A 22,708-nucleotide genomic window follows, 5' to 3' on the forward strand; every position below is an offset into this window, starting at 1 on the left:
CAATTCTCTACATTTCAGGATGGTATGCAATCACATTTGATCCTGACTCTTCATGGTTTTACGGTAGGCAGCTGGTGTGGTGCCCGTCTGCTTCTTGAATTGTCGATAAAAATGGGGCAGACTCTCAAAGCCGCAGGCATCGGCAACAACGGCCATCGTGTCATCACTTCGAAGCAGATGCTCTTTCGCCATAATGACCCGGCGAGCCAAGGCATAGTCCGTTAGCGTCATGCCAGTATACCTTTTGAAGGCACGACTGAAGTGAGCCGGAGATACGGCTGCCTGCCGTGCCAGTTCCGCCAAGGAAAGACCACTGCGGAGCTCTTCGTCCATATGGGCCAGTGTAGAGGCTAACCAGCCTGGTCCAGGAACACTTTTGACAGGACTTGCCGGACCGGCTGCCTCCAAGCGCTCCAAATCAATAAGTAAGAGCTGCAACCGCAGCAGTGCTGCGTGAGCACTCAGGTGATGGTCCAACTGAAATTCTGCATGAATGTCGTCAATGAGCGCAGCAACCTGGGTTTGTTCCTTGGCATCCAGATGCCTCTTGTACACCCTGCGCTTGCGACAGCGTTCAAATAGAGAGAGCAGGGCTGATGCACTGCCTCCCGCTGTGGAGGCCAGTAATCCTGGACTGAAGAACAAGGCCGACGAAGTCACCGGATTCCCGGCATCTGGCAATGCACGATGTACCGTGCTGCCTGGAATGATGAACAAATCGCCCTCCTGCATATCTTCAAGACCGGTATCAATGAAAATGGTGCCCTTACCCCGATATACATAAATAATTTCATGCCAGTCATGAAGATGATCCGGCAGCTCGTTCTGGGGGGACTTGGTATCTGCATACACCAGACGAAAGGGTATCCCCGATTCCGCCTGAATGGTCTTACGAACGGGCGAACGTTCCATTCGATCTCCTTTCGAAACATTGATCACAAAAATGGTAGTACACCTGGTCATGAAAGAGTACATTTACCGCAATATAAGCAATTAAATTTCCTTTTATTGATGATACAATGAATTTAAAGCGTTTTCAATGGAAGTAATGAAGGCAGTATGGCGTGCAGCGGGACATCTAAATATGACAATAAAACGATGAGGTGAGTGTTCATGTCGGCGAGCACGAAAAGACCAGGGCTAAAGCTGAATCTGCTCGGAAGTGATAGCCAGCGCAAGTGCAAAGAAGTGATGGAACGTCCCGTAAAGGTACTGCAGATTGGGGAAGGCAACTTTTTGCGCGGGTTTGCAGACTGGATGCTTCATGAGAGTGCGAGACAAGGTAAATTCCATGGCAGTGTTGCTGTGACCCAGCCTCGGCCCGGGGGAAAGGCAAAGCTGGAACAAATTCGTAATCAGGACGGATTGTATACGATGATTACCCGAGGTCTTTCACAGGGAAAAGCGGTGGAACGCACGGAAATGATCTCGATTTTTTCACAGTGTATTAACCCTTACGAAGAATGGCAGGATTTTCTGAGGATTGCGGAATTGCCTTCCCTGGAGTTTGTCATCTCCAATACAACCGAATCGGGATTGAAGTATACGTATTCGGAGTACTTGCAGGGTGAACCAGTACAATCGTTTCCGGGTAAATTGACGGTCTTTCTGCATCACCGTTATCTGCGGTTTGATGGGGACCCATCCAGAGGATTGATTCACCTGCCGTGTGAGCTGCTTGAAGGCAATGGGGATGTACTGCGCAGTTGTGTACTGCGGCATAGTAAGGATTTTGGTTATTCTGAAGGTTTTCGTTCATGGATTGAAAATCATAACTTGTTTTTGAACAATCTGGTTGACCGGATTGTCACGGGTGCACCGACCAAGGAAGAAGCCGATTCCCTGGCCCATCGCTGGGGATATGAGGATCAACTGATCAATACGGCAGAGCCGTATCATTTCTGGGCCATTCAGGCAGATGAAGCACTGGATAAAAAACTGCCCTTGAAGCAGGCGGGACTCAACGTACACTGGGTGAAGGATCTGAAACCTTTTCAGCTGCGCAAGGTTCGTATTCTAAATGGTGCTCATACACTCATGTCATCGCTCGGCATTCTGCAAGGCAAGGACCATGTAAGAGAGACAATGGAAGACCCGGAGTTTGGCTCATGGGTCAGAGAAGCGGTACATCAGGAGATTGTGCCTGCACTGGATATGCCGGATCATAATCTGGATGAGTACGCAGCAGAAGTGTTTGAACGATTTCTCAATCCGTATATTAATCACAAGCTGCAGGATATTGCATTAAATACAGTAGGAAAGTTCAAGGTTCGTGTGCTGCCTACACTTATGGCTTATAAGCAAAAACAGGGAAACTGGCCTCTTCGGCTTGTGAAAGGGTTTGCGGGATTGCTGTGTCTTTATCGCCCGATGAACACGCCAGACGGTTATATGGGACAGCGACTGAACGGTGAGTCCGTCCTGCTTCGGGATGATGTCGATGTATTGGCTGCACTCGCCAAGCACTGGGACAGTTATGAGCCACTGATGAGGGATAAGCAGCAATTAGACCGCCGTGTAGCTGCCGTATTGTCTGATGTATCGATTTGGGGAGAAAATCTGGATGATCGAGAGGGACTTCGCGAAGCACTCGTTCACGAAATAGGTCTGTTGGAAGGTGAGAGTTGATGAACACAACCCATACAGTTAATGACTGGATTGCAATTCAGCCGCAGGATGATGTCATTATAGCCCTTCGAGATTATGTAAAAGGGGAAAGCATCACGCTGCCAGACAGCTCTACTTTTACACTAAGGGATGATGTGCCCAAAGGCCATAAAATTGCTGTGCATACCCTCGCACCGGGCGAGGATGTGATGAAATATGGTTTTTCCATCGGGATAGCCAAAGAACAGATTGAGCAGGGAAGCTGGATTCATAGCCATAATCTGAAAACAGGACTTCACGGATTGCTGGAATATCAGTATCAGCCCGCACCACCTGTTCAGACGGACATGCCTCCAGAACATTTACGGTCCTTCGATGGATATTTGCGACCTAACGGTGAAGCAGGTATCCGTAATGAAATCTGGATTGTCAATACGGTTGGCTGCATTAATAAAGTATGTGAAGCATTGGCTCGTATGGGTCAGTCCCAGTTCGGCAGCAGGGTGGATGGGGTTTACCATTTCCCGCATCCGTTCGGCTGCTCGCAGCTGGGAGATGACCTGAAATATACGCAGCAGGTGCTGGCTTCCTTGGTCGAGCACCCGAATGCTGGCGGTGTGCTGGTTATTGGGTTGGGATGCGAAAACAATCAGGTAGATCAGTTCCGCGAATGTATTGCACCGGAATATCAGGGGAAAGTACGTTTTCTCAAAGCGCAGGAAACGGATGACGAGCTTGAAGAAGGACTGCGTCTGATGGAAGAGCTAGTGGAGCTTGTTGAACATGAAGAGCGTCAGCCGCTGCCTCTGAGCAAGCTCAAAATTGGATTGAAGTGTGGTGGCTCGGACGGTTTGTCAGGGATTACGGCTAATCCACTAGTGGGCTCCGTTGCAGATATGCTGGTTGCTGCAGGAGGCACAGCCATATTGACCGAAGTTCCCGAGATGTTTGGTGCGGAGACTATTCTGATGAATCGGGCGGCCAGTGAGCAGGTATTTGATGATTTGGTAGACTTGGTGAATGGCTTCAAGCAATACTTTGTGAACCACGGTCAGAATATATATGAAAATCCTTCACCAGGGAACAAAGCAGGGGGCATTACGACGCTGGAAGAAAAGTCTTTGGGATGTACGCAAAAGGGAGGGCGCTCTGCCGTAGTTGATGTGCTTCGTTATGGTAAACGTGTCACTTCAACCGGCCTGAATATTGTGGAAGCCCCGGGCAATGACCTCGTGTCTGTTACGGCACTGTCTGCTGCGGGTGCACATATTGTTCTCTTCACAACAGGTCGCGGAACACCGTTTGGAGGCCCGGTGCCTACGGTCAAGATTGCCACCCAATCGGATCTCGCGAATCGAAAAAAACACTGGATCGATTTTAACGCGGGTCAACTGCTGGAAGGAAAGACGATGGAAGATGTGAAAGTACAGCTGTTCAGCCAACTAATCGATATTGCTTCAGGACGGGGGCATACGCTCAGCGAGCAGCATGGATTTCGGGAAATTGCGATTTTCAAGGATGGGGTCATTCTGTAATCCGGATTCGGTCCGCTGCCATGCAATTAGACTCATCCATCATCAACGTATATCGCAAATCCCGGCGGCTTCTTTTTCGGCTTCCGGGATTTGTCGTATACACATATTTCAATCAATCAATTCATGGCAAAGGCTTTTTTGATTTTGGTCAGTGCAGCCGCAGAAGCGTGTTGCTCCAATTGATACAGCAGGAGTTTGCTCGCGTCTGCAACGCTTCCCTCAAACGGTTTAATTCCTTGACGCTTCATCCAATAGCCCGAGGTCTCATAAGAAGAGCTGTTCCAGGCGACCTTGCCTTCAGCTAGGCCTTCTTTTTCCTTGGTGCCACAGATGACAATGGCGCCAGCACTCTGGAGGTCCAGCAGTCCCTGGTCAAATGCTTTTTTATCCTCTTTGGCTCCAAACCCTGCCTGTGAACGTAATTTACGACCATCTATACCTTCGTGCTCCTCAATTCGTTCATACAGTTTGAATGCTTCACGAGAGATCAAACCCGCATCATACTGTTCTTCCATGACTCTGGAGTCCGCTAGCAGGCGGTGCACCCAAGGGAAATATTCGCGTGAGACCAGGATGGCTTTCTTTTTGACAAATTTTCCATAGGCAGCGATTCCTTCCTCGGCCAGACGTGAACGCCACAGCCAGGGATCAAGCGCGTTATCCTTATGCCAGTTTTCTTTAGGCGTTATGGAGGACAGTGAAGGATATTCAGGGAATAAAGGTGCGAGTGGGAGCAGTCCCACAGCTTCTATTCGCTGAACAGCTTCTTCGTAAGTTACGATGGATTCATTCTCATTCATTGAATTCGGCAATCTCCTTTCTAACTTGTGCTGCAACGATTATGGTTGGAAGTGAGATACATCTGGCTTACTTCCTCGGCATGTTGGCGAATCTCGGAGCGAAGGTTCTCGGGTTCAAGTACTTCTGCCTCACGTCCAAGTCGATAAAAGAATCGTACAGCCCATGCCCACTCACCAGGAGGGCACAGAAAGGAAAGTTCCCAGACATCCGGAGCAATTTCGGTCATCTGTTCGCCAATATGCTTGTCCTGTTCTGCCTCAATCATTCCACTGTAACTCAAACGTGCCGTAACGCGCGTTGGAGAACGCTCGGGAGATTTCGGTTTGCTGCGCTGCCGTTCAGCCTGTTCAGTCAGTTGTTGTGACTCGATCAGCTCAACCGGCTTAACGTCCAGAATGCGGTCTGCCCTGAACAGGCGCTGTTCACCATGCTCCTCCGAATACGCTTCACAATACCAGAAACCGGCAGAAGCATAGATTCGAGTAGGGCAGATCGTAAGCCAGCGTTGACGAGAAGCAGATCGGTATAACATACGCAGCCACCCTTGTTCCGGGATACAAGCCAAAAGCGGTTCCAAATGATGAAGGATGTAGTTCCGCTCCGGAACGTCATGTTTCAGTTGTTTGAGCATGGGATCCATTCTTGCCTTGACATCATCCGGAATAATACTTTTGATCTTGTCCATTAATGTCCAGCGTTTCTCTTGAAAAGGGGTATCTGCGTAATGGCTTAGGCCTTCGAGAGCAAAGATGAGAGTAGCTGCTTCAACCGGGTCCAATTGCAGTGGGGGCAGTACATACCCCTCCATAAGTCTGAAGCCGCCTCCGGGACCGGAGATAGCAATGATCGGGACATTCATCTCGGAGAGTGATTGGATATCCCGCAGGATGGTACGACGGGAAACTTCAAACTTTTCCGCAAGTGAATGCGCCGTTTCGTGACCGTTCTGCAATGCCATAACGATGGCGGCAAGCCGATTTGTTCTATTCATGTCAGCCACTCCGTTTCGAGGGTTGCGCCGCCGGAAAGGATGCTGGAGTGTTCCTCTCATTATAGCAGTGTATAAGTGACATTATGGTTGTCACCAATAATTTCGCAGCATGATATTATTATTCCATATACAGTGCAGCGCCTGCTTTCAGAGGGGCCGCTTCCTTTTCCCGGCGGGCGTCGTTAAATTGTGTGTATCGTCCAATTCGCTTCGCTTCTCGGGATTTCCTTCTAACCGAGAACCTCACAAATAATGACAAAAACCCGTATCCGGTCTAAACGGATACGGGAAGTAGCAGATTGAAACAGGTTCAATCCTATAATACTTTAAATTTTAACAATTGACACGCATTTAAGCTACAAATATGAATCAACGCGATTTGCGTGTAACATGTTGTATCATCGGTTTTCCAAAATTATTTCATTTCAAGCAGCTGCACACCGCGGCCTTCAATCTCAATCGTACCTGAAAGGGGCCGATCTGTAAGCAAATCATGAGCCTTAGCCTTGCCGAGATCATAGGATTGGGCAGTAGCATTGTGATTCATGACAAAAAGGTACTGCTGTCCACCTTTGGTACGAGCAGTCACTTCAACACCTTCCGGAGTATTCAAAAGGGAATCAATATTTTTGGCTGCAGCCAGTTGTCCCAGTAACCCGTCCAGGAATCGGTCTTCCGGATCGGAAGCTACATACCAGGCTTCACCTTGACCGAATGTGTTACGTGTCACGACAGGCATACCTTTATAGAAATCGTCTCCATACTCGGCGATGACTTCAGCGCCTTCACTGTGCAGCAGGTCACACAGCATGCCACAACCATATTCTCCTTGAAGATCACCATAAGCTTCTTTCAGGACAATACTGTTTTTTTGCTCAGGCAGCAGGGCATCAATTTCTTCGACCCAAATCCCGAGTAGTTTGCGAAGTTCACCCGGGTAACCACCAGTTGTTACGATGTCACTTTCATTAACGATACCACTGAAGAAGGTTGTCAGGAATGTACCGCCTGCTTCAACGAATTTCTCCAGTTTGGCTGCAAAGCCGGGTTTCACCATGTAGAGTACTGGAGCGAGAACGATGTCGTATTTGCTGATATCCGTATCCACACTAACGATGTCCACCTGAATGTTGCGGCGGAAGAAGGCAGCGTAGTATTTGTGAATTTGGTCTACATAGTTCAATGCAACGGTAGGTCCGCTTGATTTCTCAATTGCCCACCAGTTTTCCCAGTCGAACACAATTGCCACTTTCGCATCAACGGTAGCATCCAGCGTCTTGTTACCGAGCAGCTGCAATTCCTTGCCCAGCTCTGCGACTTCACGGAACACGCGCGTATTCTCATGGCCTACGTGTTCAATTACAGCGCCGTGGTACTTCTCGCAGGCGCCGATGGAACGGCGAAGCTGGAAGAACATGATCGTATCCGCGCCGTGAGCCACGGACTGATAACTCCACAGACGCATGACACCGGGACGTTTCAGTGAGTTATAAGGCTGCCAGTTCTGCTGGCTGGGTGTCTGCTCCATCAGCATGAACGGTTGACCGTCCTTCAGTCCACGCATCAAATCATGGGCCATAGCGGTGTAACTGACCGGCGTTGCCAGGCCGGGATAACTGTCCCAAGAAACGATATCCATATGCTTAGCCCATTTGAAATAGTCCAGTTGTTTAAAGAATCCCATCAGATTGGTCGTAACGACCGAATCCGGGATATGTTTCTTGATCGCATCATATTCCAGACGATAACAATCAAGCATACTGTCAGAGTTGAAGCGGGAATAATCAAGCGATATGCCTTGGAACGTGGAATTGTTGTTTCCCCAGTGCTCGCTCAGGTTGCTTGGCAGTACAATTTCGTCCCAATCATAGAATGTATGGCCCCAGAAATTGGTGTTCCATGCTTTGTTGAGCTGCTCCAGAGTTTGATAGCGTTCTTTGAGATACACGCGGAACGCTTTCTCGCAGTTATCGCAGTAACAATCGCCGCCATATTCGTTGGAGATATGCCATACAAGCACAGCAGGGTGATCCTTGTAACGTTCCGCCAGCTTGTCTGCAATTTTCTCGGAGTATTTACGGTAAGTTGGGCTATTCGGACAGGAGTTATGTCGTCCACCGAATTTGCGTTTACGTCCATCGGCATCCACACGCAGTACATCCGGATATTTCTTCGCCATCCACGCTGGATGTGCAGCAGTGCTTGTTGCGAGGCAAATGTAAACGCCGTTTTCATAGAGACTGTTAATGAACTGGTCCAGTCCTTCAAAATTATAAGTGACTTCATCAGGCTGAATCAGTGCCCAGGAAAATACGTTGATGGTTGCAATATCAATACCTGCCAATTGGAACATGCGCAGATCTTCAAGATGAGTCTCATGATCCCATTGTTCAGGGTTATAGTCGCCGCCGTAGAACATTTTGGGTAACTTGCTGCTAATCAAATGTGTTCACCTCTTGTATAAGAATAATTCTATACTATATGATGAATATGACTTTTAAAATATAAGAAAAGTAATGAAACATATAAGAATATGGAACTGTAATATTGTTTTTTTGTTCAAAGGAGAGAATCTCAATGCTCATCACACCCGATCATCGGCGCTATTTTATGACCCCACGGGATCGGCCGCTTCCGCTCTACATCGAGAGCATCGGATATAACGGAAATCAGGAGAGTGTCTCCAGACCAGCGGGCTATCCCTGCTATCACTGGCTTCAGACGGTGAAGGGGGCCGGAGAGTTCAGATTTGCAGGTTCAACTGCACTGCTGGGAGAGACGTCCGGCATTTTGCTGCCGCCCAATGAGCCGCACGAGTATGTACCCTCGCAGGGAGAGTGGCAGACACTTTACATTACATTTGGAGGTGCCCAGTGTCCGGCCATCACAGAATCACTTGGTTTGGGGGAGGCTGCCCTTCATCAATGGGATTCGGAGAGCCCGCTTGAATATTATGGGCGGGAAGTGCTGGGTTCCATCAGCAGTGACCAGGATTTATCCGGTTTGGAAGCGTCAGCGGACATGTACCGATTTCTGATTTTGCTCAAAAAGCATGGCATGACGGGCAGTCGTTCTTCGATCTCGCATGCTGTGGAACGGCTGGCTCCGTTAATTTCATTTATGAATGAACACTACGCCGATCCCGATATTGGCCTTGAACAGATGGCCGCCATTCCAGGCATTACGCCAAGGCATTTGAATACCATTTTCAAACAATCCTTTGGCATGACCGCCTACAGTTATTTCATACTCCTTCGCATCCGCAAATCGAAAGAATGGATGACAGGAAACAGCAAACTGACCGTCAAGGAAACGGCAGCGAAGGTTGGATTTCGGGATGCGAGCCACTTTGTGGCTACATTTCGGCGGATTGAGGGCGTAACTCCGGAACAGTATCGAACGTTATACTAATCATTGAGAGGTAATCCATGTGCTATAAAACACTGTTCAAGTAGGGACATTCGGTGTAACCTGTTACAAATTGAATAAAAAGTGATGCCAGGAAGGTATTGATGCGTATGGGTGCTTCCCGTTATGATGGTATCGATTCCTTAGATTGGAAAACGATTATACGGATCAACGTATCCGTTCAATTTAGAGAGGATGATAGAAGTGACGTCAACTATACCATTATGGGACCATGCAGCACCTTATGCAGCCAAGGGCCATGAGGATGAAATGCCCCATCTGATTCCATTTATTCAACCAGGTTCCGAGAGCGCTGTCATTATATGTCCGGGTGGGGGCTATGGATTTTTGGCCGACCATGAAGGAGCTCCAATCGCTGAATTGCTGAACCGTGCGGGAATTAGTGCATTTGTGCTGAAGTACCGCGTGGCGCCTCACCAGCACCCGGCACCAATGACAGATGGTCAGCGTGCAATTCGTTATGTACGGGCTCATGCCGAGCAATTTGGCATTCAGCCTTCCAAAATTGCGGTGCTTGGTTTCTCGGCGGGGGGGCACCTTACAGCGACGTTGGGAACTTTGTATGACGAGGGTCAGCCAGATCATGAAGATCCTATTGAACGGGAGAGTTCACGCCCGGATCGGGTTATTCTTTGTTATCCGGTAATTACGATGGAATCCTATGGACATGCCGGTTCTCGTGAAAATCTGCTTGGGTCAGATGTGACTGCCGAACAGATCAGGGCCTTCAGTGCAGAGCAGCAGGTGAAAGCTGACGCCCCTGAAGCATTTATTTGGCATACGAGTGATGATCAGGCGGTCCCGGTGGAAAACAGTTTGCGTTATGCGCTTGCCCTGGGTGCGCATGGCATTCCCTATGATTTGCATGTTTTCGAGAAAGGTTCACATGGTCTGGGATTGGCAGAGGATAACCATGCCGTTCGTGCCTGGTCTGACCTGTGCCTGACCTGGCTTAAAAATCAAGGGTGGTAACCTTGCAGCTGGCTGAGCTCTGTCTTTCCTGATTATGAAATATGAATACGAATGATCTCACCTATTTTAACGCTTATGAGAGCGAAGGAGAAAACGACAATGAAATTGCAAAAGAATGATAAGCTGCTTTTTATCGGAGATTCGATCACAGATTGTGGTCGTGAACATCCTGTAGGTGAGGGCAGTTCTGGATTGGGGCATGGCTATGTGGCACAAGTGTATGCCCTGCTGCGTTCCATCTACCCGGAATTGATGTTGCGGATTCAAAATGTGGGTAATAGTGGGAATACGATCCGTGATTTGAAGCAGCGTTGGGACCGTGATGTGCTTGATCTCAAACCGGACTGGCTAACCATCATGATCGGGATTAATGATGTATGGCGTCAATTTGACAATCCACTATCTACAGATTCGCATGTTTTCCTGGAGGAGTATGAATCTACACTGCGTGAGCTGGTTGCTTCTGTTCGTCCGGGGTTGAAAGGACTTGTTCTGATGTCTCCTTATTATTTGGAAGCCAACCCGGAAGATCCGATGCGGGCTACGATGGACGTATACGGGGAAGCTGTTCGTAGAGTAGCCGCTGAATATGATGCCATTTTCGTGGATACACAGGCTGCATTTACTCCGTTCTGGGATCATTTCTATACGGCCGTGCTGACGTATGATCGGGTTCATCCCGATGCAACAGGCCATATGGTTCTTTCCAAAGCATTCCTGGATGCCATTGATTTCGAATGGTCAGGCGGCGTCAAATCATAAAAAGGATGTGATGGCATGAGCAACTTGAACATTGCAGTACATACCCCGGCCTTGCTGGGCGAAGGTCCAAGCTGGGATGCAGAACACAATCGGTTATTATGGGTGGATATTGAAGGGTATAAGGTCCACGTATATGATCCTTCTACAGGTGAAGATCAGGCTTATGATGTTGGCGAGCATGTAGGTGCGGTTGTCCCATACCATGGTGATGAGGTTGTCGTTGCTTTGCGCAGTGGCTTCCACACCTATAACCTGCTTACGGGAGAGCTGCAGCCGATTGAGGATCCTGAAACAGGCAAGGACAACAACCGTTTCAATGACGGGAAATGTGACTCGCATGGCCGCTTCTGGGCAGGAACGATGAGCATGAAGAACGAAAGCAAGACGGGGGCATTTTATTGTCTGGAGGAAGGAAAGCCTGTTCGAACGATGTTCAGGGATGTGTCCACGTCCAATGGATTGGGCTGGAGTCCGGATCAGCAAACGATGTATTACATTGATACGCCGACACGTTCTGTTGATCGATTTGATTTTGATCTGGCTGCTGGAGAACTTACGAACCGGACAAGTGCTATTGCTATCCCGGAGGAATTTGGCTTTCCGGATGGAATGACTGTAGATGGTGAGGGAATGCTGTGGATTGCCCATTGGGGCGGAGGAAGAGTCACACGCTGGAATCCCCATACGGCAGAGCTGCTGCAACAGATTGAGATACCTGCGGATCAGGTTACATCCTGTTGTTTCGGAGGGCCGGATTTGGAGGATTTGTATATTACGACTGCCCGGATTGGTATTGGTGAAGAGCGGCTGCTAGAGACGCCGAATGCAGGATCTCTATTTGTAGTCAGACCGGGTGTGAAAGGGCAGAAAACCTACGCGTTTGGCAGTGTAACACAGTCGGATAGCAAATAAATGAAGGAACGAACGTGTTAGCGGGATTGTGTTTTTCTTTTATACAATAGCATGTCAATGGAGAAGGGTGCTGGATCAAGCAGCAGCCTTCTTTATGTTAGTGAAAGCGATATACTGAAAAAAAATACAAAAATTAGAATTAGAGCAGAAGGGGTTTTTTAATGGTCATCGAATGTTATGTATTGACAGTATAATCCAGTGAATGGTATCGAAACTGATTTATGAAAGCGTTCTATAAATTGGAGAGGAGGTGGGGCTGGTTGCCTGTCCCAATGCATTAAATGTCTGACACTGCACTCATCAACAGGATGACACAGCGGGAGTTGACCGGATGCGATGAACATATTGAAGAGGAGGCTAAGTTACTATGAAAACGTTTTTGGAAAAGCTGCGGATGATGAGCTTGGCAATTGCCGTAGCAACCGTTTCGCTAGGCGTACTCGCTGGAACAACAGATGCGGCACCAAGTGATTCATACCAGTGGAAAAATGTCGTGACTGGGGCTGGTGGAGGTTTTGTGCCGGGTATTATTTTTAATGAGTCAGAGAAAGATCTGATCTATGCCCGGACGGATATCGGGGGAGCTTATCGCTGGAATCCGGTGAACGACAGTTGGATTCCGCTCACCGATTTTGTCGGCTGGGAGGAATGGAACAAAAACGGTGTCGATGCGCTGGCAACAGACCCGGTTGATCCGAATCGGGTATATATGGCTGTTGGCACGTACACGAACTCATGGGACAAAAGCAACGGCTCCATCCTGCGTTCTACGGACCGCGGGGATACTTGGCAGACAACCACTCTTCCGTTCAAAGTCGGCGGCAACATGCCGGGTCGTTCCATGGGGGAGCGTCTGACCGTTGATCCCAACAAAAATAGCATTTTGTATTTTGGTGCACGTAGTGGCAATGGGCTCTGGAAAAGTTCGGATTTCGGGGTAACTTGGAACAAAGTAACGAGTTTCCCGAATCCGGGCACGTATGTAGAGGACCCGTCTTATGAGTATACCAGTGACATCGTAGGCCTCTCTTGGATTACTTTTGACAAATCAACAGGTTCCGCTGGACAGGCAACACAGACCATCTATGTCGGAGTAGCCGACAAAAATCAAAGTGTATACCGCAGTACGAATGGAGGCGCAACGTGGACTGCTGTCGCTGGACAACCTACAGGGTATTTGCCTCATCACGGGGAACTGGATGCCAATGGCAATCTCTATATTTCTTACAGCGATGGTGCAGGCCCGTATGATGGGGAGAAGGGAGACCTGTGGAAATTAAATACGTCTACAGGGATATGGACCAATATCAGTCCGGTGCCAAGCAGCAGCGCGGATAATTATTTTGGATACGGGGGACTGGCAGTAGATGCACAGCATCCTGGTACACTCATGGTAGCAACCCTTAACTCATGGTGGCCTGATGCGAATCTGTTCCGCAGTACGGACGGTGGAACTACCTGGACCCGCATCTGGGAATTTGAAGGATATCCGAACCGCAAAATGCGCTATATACAGGATATTTCGGCCGCTCCTTGGTTGACCTTTGGGACGAATCCTACACCGCCTGAAGTGTCTCCAAAGCTGGGCTGGATGATTGGCGATCTGGAGATTGACCCATTTGATTCTGACCGTATGATGTATGGAACAGGCGCGACCATCTACGGTACCACAAATCTGACAGACTGGGATGACGGCAACAAAATTAATATTTCAGTGATGGCCAAAGGGGTCGAGGAGATCGCGGTTCTGGATCTGATCAGCCCGCCAAGCGGGGCACATCTGTTAAGTGGAGTAGGAGATGTCTCGGGATTCCGTCATAATGATCTGGATCAGGCACCAGCTACGATGTTTACCAGCCCCAACTACTCTTCTACGGAAAGTCTGGACTTTGCAGAGCTAAGTCCGAATGTGATGGTTCGTTTAGGTAAAGCAGACTATACTGCTGATCCGAATGCAAAATCTATTGGTTTATCCAGCGACGGCGGGGCAACGTGGTATAAGGCGAACGCAGAGCCCGCCGGCACAACCGGAGGGGGAACCGTCGCTATCTCTGCAAATGGTAACCGACTTGTATGGAGCACCTCAGACAAGGGTGTGCATTATTCCACTGGCGGCAACTCATGGACCGCGAGTTCAGGCATACCCGCACAGGCAAAAGTAATTTCCGACCGGGTAAACCCGAACAAATTCTATGGATTTGCTGCTGGTAAAGTCTATGTGAGCACCAATGGTGGTGTCTCTTTCACCGCATCTGCGGCTACCGGGCTTCCGATAGAAGGAAATGCAGATCTGCACGCTGTTCCAGGTACGGAAGGTGAGCTCTGGTTTGCAGGCGGTAGTGAAGATGAAGGGCCTTATGGTCTGTGGCATTCCACCGATTCAGGAGCGACCTTTACCAAACTTGCCAATGTGGAGGAAGCGGACAGCATCGGTTTTGGTAAAGCGGCACCTGGACAGAACGTGGTCGCGTTGTACACGATTGCAAAGATCGACGGAACACGGGGTTTTTACCGTTCCGATGATGGCGGGGCGAATTGGGTACGAATTAATGATAATCAGCATCAATATGCACGTGTAACCACAATTACAGGTGATCCACGTCTGTATGGAAGAGTGTATCTGGGGACGAATGGACGGGGTATTTTATATGCTGATCGTATTGGCGGGAACAATGGCGGTGGAGAAGGTGGAGGCGGCACGTCTCCGGTGACCAATTCGGCCATCACACCAATGAATGCTGAATTTGACAAGAATACAGGCAACCAGGCCGATATTCCTGTCATGTTGACACTGAACGGAAATTCACTTAGTACGATCCGTAACGGCAGTTCAATGCTGGTTTCAGGTACGGATTACACATTATCGGGCAATCAGGTAGTGCTGAGCAAAACCTATCTATCTTCGTTGCCCAAGGGAAGCGCAGCGTTAACCTTCCATTTTAGTGCAGGCAATGATGCGATTCTGAATCTGACTATCAAGGACACGACGGCTGTACCCGCGGGCGCCATTCGAATTGGGATGTTTAATGGAACGACTTCAGCAACGGGAAACTCCATTAATCCCAAGATCAAATTAACGAATACAGGCACTACGGCGATCAACCTTTCGGACGTCAAGATTCGTTATTATTATACGATTAATGGCGCTCAGACCCAAAACTTCTTCTGTGACTGGGCCACGGCTGGAAACGATAATGTTACAGGTACGTTTAGTGCGCTATCGCCCCCAGTGACCGGAGCGGATTACATGCTGGAGATTGGCTTCAAGACTTCTGCCGGTTCACTGGCAGCGGGGCAAAGCACGGAAATTCAGGCCCGCTTCTCCAAAAGTGACTGGACCAACTATACTCAGACGGATGATTATTCCTTTGCACCGGCTCAAACCGCTTATACCGATTGGTCCAAAGTAACTGGATATATTGGCGGAAGTCTTCAATGGGGAATCGAACCTTAGACTTAAACTTGAAATGAAAGTTTGAGTTAATCTAAACGTACATGGATAAGAAGTCTTGGTTCGCCAAAAAAGATTCACGGCGGACCAAGGCTTCTTATTTTGTCGAAATATAGTGTACACTAAAGAGAGTTTCCATTGATAAAACGTTCGTTTTGAGATATAAAAAGAAGTACAAAACTTTAAAATAAATGTAACCGCTAACACAGGGATGCCATTTTATCCGATATATGATGGGATAACCTGAAGAGACATAGAAGAAAGATTAGACAAGGGGGTCAAGGGTCATGAACCGGTTGTGCAAGGTGCTGATTGTTGACGATGAGTTTCTTGTAAGGCAAGGTATTAAGCACCATATGAACTGGGAAGCTGAAGGTTTTCAGATTGTAGGTGAAGCTTCCAATGGAGAAGAAGGACTTGAGCAGGTACAGTCGTTACAGCCGGATATTGTCATTACGGACATCGTAATGCCTGTGATGGATGGGGAAACCTTTGTCCGGACGTTAAAAGCCAGCCATCCGCAGATTGAGGTTATTGTACTTAGCAGCTTCAGTGAGTTCGAGTATGTACGTTCAACGCTCCAGAATGGAGCGGCAGACTACATTTTGAAACCGAAACTGGATACCAATGAATTATTACAAGTGCTTCAACGTACCGCTGGCAAAATTCCAGAATTGCAATTTGAGCCTTCACATGATGGGTGGAGGCTCGGGCAACTGATGGAAAAGATGCTGTCCGGTTTTACGTTGGATGAGAGTAACGAGATGGATATCATTAGCGAGACGTTTCCTCACCGATGCTTTCGTTTACTCGTATATAAGCCGCAGGATACACAGGTACATGTGCACAAGCTGGATAAGGAGCAGTTGGAGAACAGGTTACGGGATCTGCTTCCTGAAGTAGAGTGTGCAATCGTTCCGGCCGAAGGCATGTCACCGGTGGTGCTCCTTAATGTAGACCCTTCGAAGGATGAATGGATGGTGCAGCAGATTAAGGAGTTGGCGAGCAAGAACAAGGAGGCCCAGGACGGATCTTGCTGGGTGCTGAGCGACAGCTTTTCTTCATTTGAAGAGATGGGGAACGTGTATCGAACGCGTCTGATCAAACTAATGGAGTATCGCTTTTATTATGAGGATCGCTCTATTCTGGTATATGGCGAACTTCCGCCTCTCCACCCTGCCGGGTACCAGTTCAACGTGAACATGTTTTTGCAGCATGTGAAGCGAAATCGAACAGAAGCGGCAAGAGAATATTTGCAGGAGCATGCCCTTACGTTGGGAAGGGATTATATTGCAGATGTGTTCGAAATCAAGTCCTTCTTGGGCAACCTGATCTTTAACGTGTCCATCACCCTGGCAGATATGGATGTTCAGTCTGCTGTGCTGGAAGAAGGCAAATACGCCTATTTCAAACATGTGGATGGAGCTTCCAGTCTCAGGGAAGCCATGAGTGTGCTGGATCAATTCATGACTGAGGTACAGGAATGTACTAGTGGAGAGGGCGGACGTCGAAGTGATCCAAATATGAAAATGCTGCTGGAATATATGCATGAGCACTTTGATCAGCCGCTCGGACTTACCGAAGTAGCCAAGCATTTTCATTTTAATCCATCGTATCTGTCCAGTTATTTCTCCTCACACAAAAAAGAAGGCTTTAACGAATATTTGAACAAAATTCGAATCGAAAAGGCAGAGGAACTGCTCCGCTCGGACGACGTCACCATTTCCGAAATTAGCAGTATGGTAGGGTATTCTGACCACAGCTACTTTTGCAAGGTGTTCAAAAAATTTACCGGACTGTCACCCAGCCGATACCGGCGAAAATTCTGGGCATAACGTCAGAAGGAAGAAATAAATGAAGAAATGGATGAACGCATTTTCCCGCCTCGGGCTTTTTCCGAAACTGTTCCTTGTTATGGTGGTCAGCATCATTCTTGTTTCCGTACTCATTCTATGGACATCGATTCATATGTCGACCAAGCTGTTTACCGAGACGTTCAGTATTACGAACTCCAAGGTACTTAGCCAGATCAAAACGAACTTTGAATCCTTTAACGATGCGATCGCTGCTGTATCCAATAATGTTAGACAAAGTGGGGCAATCCGTGGTTATTTGTCTGAGGGGGAGGGTGACTCCCTCACGATGGCAAAATCCTATTATAATATGAGGGAAACCATGGACCGGATTCAGTCGATCACAGAGTCCTACGAAGTCGGTATTACGATTAGCGGTATTAATGGGCGTACGTATTCCACCGATCGGTCTCATCTGCGTTTATCAGCGGATGAATTGAAAGAACAGCCGATAACGCTGGAAGCAGCGGCAAGTCCGAATCGGATCATTTTTGACGACTATCAGACGAATGATGAGACTGCCGGGCAGATGATTTCAGCGACCAAGGCCTTGACGGATCGTTCCGAAAATCGACTCTACGGTACATTGTATGTGACTATGAGAGAGAACGCATTTCGTCAGTTCTATAGCAGTTTCACGAGCCGAGGCAACGATGTGGTTATCCTAAATGATGCGGGTGAGATTGTATCGTCCAATCGGGAAGAGTGGATCGGTACCACTCAACTTGAATTGCTGTCCTATGCCAGAGAAATGAATAATAACGAAACCGCAAAAGGGTTAAATGCGCGAGTCATGGATCAGGATAGTGTGGTATTGTCCGAGTACTTGCCATTTTACCGTTTTTATATCATAAACGTCGTCGACAAGGATCTCGCAATGGGGCAGCTGATTGATATGAAGACGGTTGCTCTGATTTGCGCTGGCATTGTGGCTGCTGCGCTCATACTGGTATTTCTAATTACGAATCAAATCACCAAATCACTGCGCAGACTCGTGAAGCAGATGTCTAATATTACCAAAAGTGATCTCGACAACTATATTCCGGTCAGCGGAAGTTATGAGAGCCGACAGCTAGGTCATGCCTATAACTACATGCTGGATGAGCTGCATGACTATGTGGATCAACTGGTATTTACACAGCGAGAACAGCGAAACGCTGAGCTGGCGGCGCTGCAAAGCCAGATTAATCCTCATTTTCTGTACAACACTCTGGCTTCCGTTAAGGTTCTAGTGCAGCAGGGGAACAAGGACAGGGCTGCCGAAACCATTAATGCGCTAATCTCTTTATTACAAAATACGATTAGTAACGTGAGTGAGACCATAACGGTGGAGCAAGAAGTCGAAAATCTGAAAAACTATGTATTCATTAATCATGTCCGATACGGAGGACGCATTAAAGCGGCCTTTTACGTAGCTCCGGATTGTACGCATTATCATGTGCCCAAGCTGGTGATTCAGCCATTTATTGAGAATGCCTTCTTCCATGGATTCATTTCCAAGGAAACAGGCACCATTCATGTGATGGTCTCCAGAGCCGGAGAATCATTGATATGCGAGATTATGGATAACGGCGACGGGATTGAAGGATTCTCCATGGGTGAGTCGCTGCCCAATCCGAAGAATAATCGACAGTTGTTCAGCGGTATCGGTATACGGAATGTACATGATCGCATAGAGCTGTTGTACGGGGCACCTTATGGTGTAACGATAATGAGCAAACCGGGAGAGGGGACAAGGGTTACCGTTACACTCCCGTTGGTTACGAGCTAAACAATAGGGCTTAAGTGAAAGCAAGGACGTTATTTAAGTGAAAGTAGCTTCAATTGGAGGCCTTCCTGTCTTGTCAATGACAACACGGGAGGGTCTTTTTGGTGCGTAAAGCCTAAGAATGAAGCCTGACTTGTAAAATATTTAGATCAAAAAAGTACAAAATCAAAAGAAATTACAAAAAAACAAATTTAATGCAAGCGGTTTCTGTAAAGGTTTTCATTGTGGCAATAAGATGACAAATCCACACAAAATTATTACTAACGAATGAAGATTTGGGAATGATAAGATGAATATATCGAAAGCAAACGCTTTCAGGAAACGTAAACAATTTACAAACAAAGAGGTTAAGGGGAGTTGAATGGTTTGAAAAAAATGTGGGTATTGATGCTCGTAACTGTTCTGTTATTGTCTGCATGTTCTTCCGGTGGTGGAGGAAATACGGCAAGTGAAGGTGAAAAAACCGCCAATGAAATTACGATTTGGGCTTGGGACAAGGCATTTAACGTTGCTGCAATGGAAGCAGCAAAAGAAGCATATCAGAAGGAAAATCCTGATTTGAAAATTAACATCGTTGAGTATGCTCAAGATGCTATTATTCAGAAGCTGAACACCGGCCTGAATTCTGGAACAAGCAGTGGTCTTCCTAACATCGTTCTGATTGAGGACTATCGGTCACAAAGCTTTTTGAGTGCATATCCTGATGCGTTTAAAGATATGTCCTCTACAATCAAAGCTTCCGATTTCGCAGAGTACAAACTGGGGCCTACGGCTTTTGATGGTAAACAGTACGGTGTTCCGTTTGACTCCGGTGTAACAGGTCTCTACTACAGAACTGATCTGCTGGAGCAAGCAGGCTACAAAGCAGCTGACCTTCAGGACATCACATGGGATGATTACATCAAAATCGGTAAAGATGTGAAAGCCAAAACAGGTAAGGACCTGATCACACTTGATCCCAACGATTTGGGTCTGATCCGCATGATGATCCAATCCGCAGGTTCTTGGTATTCCAAGGAAGATGGAAAAACACCTGATCTGGCTGGCAATGCAGCACTGAAAGAAGCTTTTGTAACCTACAAAGAACTGATGGATGCAAACATCGTTAAGCTGAACTCAGACTGGAGCCAATTCGTGGCAGCATTCAACAACGGTGATGTAGCTACGATTCCTACAGGAAACTGGATTACACCATCTGTTCGTCAAGAAGCATCCCAATCCGGCAAATGGGCGGTAGCACCGCTTCCTAAAATGGCTGGACAATCGAATTCTGTACATGCTTCCAACTTGGGTGGTAGCTCATGGTACGTCATGAACAATGTTGCTGGTGCAGACCAAGCTGCTGATTTCATGGGTAAAACATTCGGTTCTGACAAACAATTGTATCAAGACTTGCTGAACAATATTGGTGCGATCGGTACGTACAAACCGGCAGCAGAAGGCGAAGCATTTAATAAAGCCGATGAGTTCTTCGGCGGACAAAAAGTATTTGCTGATTTTGCAAAATGGACACAAGAAATTCCTAGCGTAAACTACGGTATCAACACATATGCCATCGAGGACATTCTGGTTGTTGAAATGCAGAACTTCCTGAACGGCAAAGCGATTGATGACGTTCTGGCTGATGCACAGAAACAAGCTGAAACACAATTACACTAAGATGATCCACGGTAACTTGTAGAACCCAAGGAAGCATCGGAGCCGTTCCACTGTCTGGCGCAAGCAATAGCCGACCCGGACATGGTGGAAGGCTCCCTGGGTTCTATCTATGTTACAAGGAGAGAGAGGAGCCATACTGTGAAAGCCATGAATACAGGAGACAGTCTCCAAAAGAAAAATAATTTGACTGGATGGGCTTTTATTTCGCTCGCTGTTATCGGGATCGTTGCATTTTACTTCTATCCGATGCTGCAAGCGCTGCTCTTATCGTTCAAGTCTGGTGTAGGAGCCAATCTTGAATTTACGGGCCTTGATAATTATAAACGATTATTTAGTGACACCACGTTCCGCACTGCTGTATCCAATACATTTCTGTACTTGATCATTCAAGTGCCTGTCATGATTATTCTCGGTTTGTTTATTTCCGTTTTGTTGAATGACAGTACGTTGCGCTTCCGAAGCTTTTTCCGTACTGCCATCTTTCTGCCGTGTGTAACCTCGCTGGTTGCTTACTCGGTTGTATTCAAATATCTGTTCTCTTCTGACGGAATGGTGAACCAATTCCTGATGAATCTGCACGTGATTGCTGAACCGATTCAATGGATCACTGACCCGTTCTGGGCTAAAATTACGATTATAATCGCCGTTACTTGGCGTTGGACCGGATATAACATGATTTTCTATCTGTCATCCCTTCAGAACATTGATCAGTCGATCTATGAAGCTGCACGGATTGATGGCGCGAATGCTTTCACGCAATTTTTCAAAATTACCGTTCCATTGCTCAAACCGATTATCCTGTTCACCTCCATTACATCGACGATTGGTACATTGCAAATTTTCGATGAAATTATGAACATCACCAAAGGTGGCCCGGGTAATGCGACGATGTCCATCTCCCAGTACATCTATAACCTTTCGTTCAAATATTCACCGGACTTCGGATATGCGGCAACCGTTTCGTATTCCATCGTGCTGATGATTATCGTCTTATCCATAATCCAGTTCAAAGTGGCAGGTGAGAGAAATGGCTAAAGCAAAAACAAAACGTATATTCACATATGTCTTTTTGTCCATCGTTGCATTTGTGTCCATCTTCCCGTTCTTCTGGATGCTCGTCAGTTCGACAAACGCTTCTGTAGATGTCACCAAAGGCAGATTGCTTCCCGGCTCATTTTTCCTTGATAACTTCAACAAATTGCTGGAGCAGACGAACCTGGTACAGGCTCTGGGGAATTCGGCGATCGTTTCAGTCATTTCCACACTCTTGGCACTGTTGATCGGTTCTCTTGCCGGTTATGGATTCGAAGTGTACCGGACGAAATCACGGGATATCGTATTTAACATTCTGTTGCTGTCCATGATGATTCCGTTCGCAGCGCTGATGGTTCCTTTATACCGAATGTTTGCTACGATCTCCGGTTTTGCACCGTTTATTGGAATCAATACGATGGCCGCCGTTATTCTGCCAACCATCACAACAGCGTTCCTGATCTTCTTCTTCCGTCAGAACACCAAAATGTTCCCGAAAGAGATGCTTGAAGCAGGCCGGATTGATGGTTTGAGCGAAATTGGTATCTTCCTGAAGATCTACATGCCAACGATGAAAACAACATATGCAGCCGCTGCGATCATCACATTCATGAGCAGCTGGAATAACTACCTCTGGCCTCTCGTGGTGCTGCAAACGCCAGACCAACAGACGATTCCGTTGTTAATCTCGAACCTCGGTTCTAGTTATTCACCGGATTATGGTGTTATAATGACCGCCATCGTCATCGCGACTTTACCGACAGCGCTTGTATTCTTCATTATGCAAAAACACTTTGTCGCGGGTATGGTTGGTTCCGTCAAGTAATTTCAAATAATGCATTTTTTTAAAAGCGTCTGTACGGACGTCAATGCAGAAAAGAGAGGAGAGGACGCCTGAAATGGCGTGCCTCTGTCTTTCTGTTTGTTTCTGTTTGT

Annotated in this window: 16 protein-coding genes; 12 read left to right on the forward strand and 4 right to left on the reverse strand. The window is 47.4% G+C overall.

Going from position 1 to position 22,708, the window contains the following annotated elements:
• Positions 1-30: 30 nt before the first annotated feature.
• The gene (locus P5G61_RS07395; protein ID WP_301245888.1) at positions 31-912 is read right to left on the reverse strand and encodes an AraC family transcriptional regulator; all 882 of its coding nucleotides are present in this window, start codon (positions 910-912) and stop codon (positions 31-33) included.
• Positions 913-1,113: 201 nt separating this feature from the next.
• Here P5G61_RS07395 and P5G61_RS07400 point away from each other — a divergent pair, with 201 nt between their 5' ends.
• Together P5G61_RS07400 and P5G61_RS07405 are read left to right on the forward strand one after the other, a co-directional pair.
• Positions 1,114-2,628: a tagaturonate reductase gene (locus P5G61_RS07400; protein ID WP_301245890.1), complete on the forward strand. Its 1,515-nt coding sequence runs from the start codon at positions 1,114-1,116 to the stop codon at positions 2,626-2,628.
• Positions 2,628-4,142, forward strand: a complete 1,515-nt coding sequence (locus P5G61_RS07405; RefSeq protein WP_301245892.1) for a UxaA family hydrolase — start codon at positions 2,628-2,630, stop codon at positions 4,140-4,142. Before P5G61_RS07400 ends, P5G61_RS07405 begins: the two co-directional genes overlap by 1 nt.
• Positions 4,143-4,258: 116 nt before the next feature.
• Here the strand turns inward: P5G61_RS07405 and P5G61_RS07410 are convergent, their stop codons facing one another.
• The 3 genes from P5G61_RS07410 to P5G61_RS07420 form a co-directional block, all read right to left on the reverse strand.
• Positions 4,259-4,942, reverse strand: a complete 684-nt coding sequence (locus P5G61_RS07410) for an AlkZ-related protein (RefSeq protein WP_301245894.1) — start codon at positions 4,940-4,942, stop codon at positions 4,259-4,261.
• 20 nt (positions 4,943-4,962) lie between these two features.
• Positions 4,963-5,934 (reverse strand): helix-turn-helix transcriptional regulator, encoded by a 972-nt coding sequence (locus P5G61_RS07415; RefSeq protein ID WP_301245896.1) that lies wholly within the window; start codon positions 5,932-5,934, stop codon positions 4,963-4,965.
• A gap of 415 nt (positions 5,935-6,349) precedes the next feature.
• A complete protein-coding gene (locus tag P5G61_RS07420; protein WP_301245898.1) occupies positions 6,350-8,377 on the reverse strand; it encodes a beta-galactosidase in 2,028 nt (675 codons plus the stop codon).
• A gap of 134 nt (positions 8,378-8,511) precedes the next feature.
• Between P5G61_RS07420 and P5G61_RS07425 the strand changes: the two genes are divergently transcribed.
• From P5G61_RS07425 to P5G61_RS07470, 10 genes are all read left to right on the forward strand, one after another.
• A complete protein-coding gene (locus tag P5G61_RS07425; protein ID WP_301245899.1) occupies positions 8,512-9,345 on the forward strand; it encodes an AraC family transcriptional regulator in 834 nt (277 codons plus the stop codon).
• 201 nt (positions 9,346-9,546) lie between these two features.
• On the forward strand, positions 9,547-10,335 hold the full coding sequence (locus P5G61_RS07430; protein ID WP_301245901.1) for an alpha/beta hydrolase: 789 nt from the start codon (positions 9,547-9,549) through the stop codon (positions 10,333-10,335).
• Between the two features lie 99 nt (positions 10,336-10,434).
• Positions 10,435-11,097: an SGNH/GDSL hydrolase family protein gene (locus P5G61_RS07435; protein WP_301245903.1), complete on the forward strand. Its 663-nt coding sequence runs from the start codon at positions 10,435-10,437 to the stop codon at positions 11,095-11,097.
• A gap of 15 nt (positions 11,098-11,112) precedes the next feature.
• Entirely contained in the window at positions 11,113-12,009 is an 897-nt protein-coding gene (locus P5G61_RS07440) for an SMP-30/gluconolactonase/LRE family protein (protein ID WP_301245905.1), read from the forward strand.
• Between the two features lie 367 nt (positions 12,010-12,376).
• Positions 12,377-15,463, forward strand: a complete 3,087-nt coding sequence (locus P5G61_RS07445; protein WP_301245907.1) for a cellulose binding domain-containing protein — start codon at positions 12,377-12,379, stop codon at positions 15,461-15,463.
• A 284-nt stretch (positions 15,464-15,747) separates the two neighbouring features.
• Complete coding sequence (locus P5G61_RS07450; RefSeq protein WP_301245909.1) at positions 15,748-17,295, forward strand: response regulator transcription factor; 1,548 nt, start codon at positions 15,748-15,750, stop codon at positions 17,293-17,295.
• A gap of 19 nt (positions 17,296-17,314) precedes the next feature.
• On the forward strand, positions 17,315-19,084 hold the full coding sequence (locus P5G61_RS07455; protein ID WP_301245911.1) for a cache domain-containing sensor histidine kinase: 1,770 nt from the start codon (positions 17,315-17,317) through the stop codon (positions 19,082-19,084).
• A 363-nt stretch (positions 19,085-19,447) separates the two neighbouring features.
• Positions 19,448-20,740, forward strand: coding sequence for an ABC transporter substrate-binding protein (locus P5G61_RS07460; RefSeq protein ID WP_301245913.1), 1,293 nt, complete (start codon positions 19,448-19,450; stop codon positions 20,738-20,740).
• A gap of 147 nt (positions 20,741-20,887) precedes the next feature.
• Positions 20,888-21,775, forward strand: a complete 888-nt coding sequence (locus tag P5G61_RS07465) for a carbohydrate ABC transporter permease (protein WP_024630158.1) — start codon at positions 20,888-20,890, stop codon at positions 21,773-21,775.
• Complete coding sequence (locus tag P5G61_RS07470; RefSeq protein WP_301245915.1) at positions 21,768-22,598, forward strand: carbohydrate ABC transporter permease; 831 nt, start codon at positions 21,768-21,770, stop codon at positions 22,596-22,598. Before P5G61_RS07465 ends, P5G61_RS07470 begins: the two co-directional genes overlap by 8 nt.
• Positions 22,599-22,708: the final 110 nt, after the last annotated feature.

This window comes from Paenibacillus vandeheii, assembly GCF_030433635.1.
Classification (GTDB): Bacteria; Bacillota; Bacilli; order Paenibacillales; family Paenibacillaceae; genus Paenibacillus; species Paenibacillus vandeheii.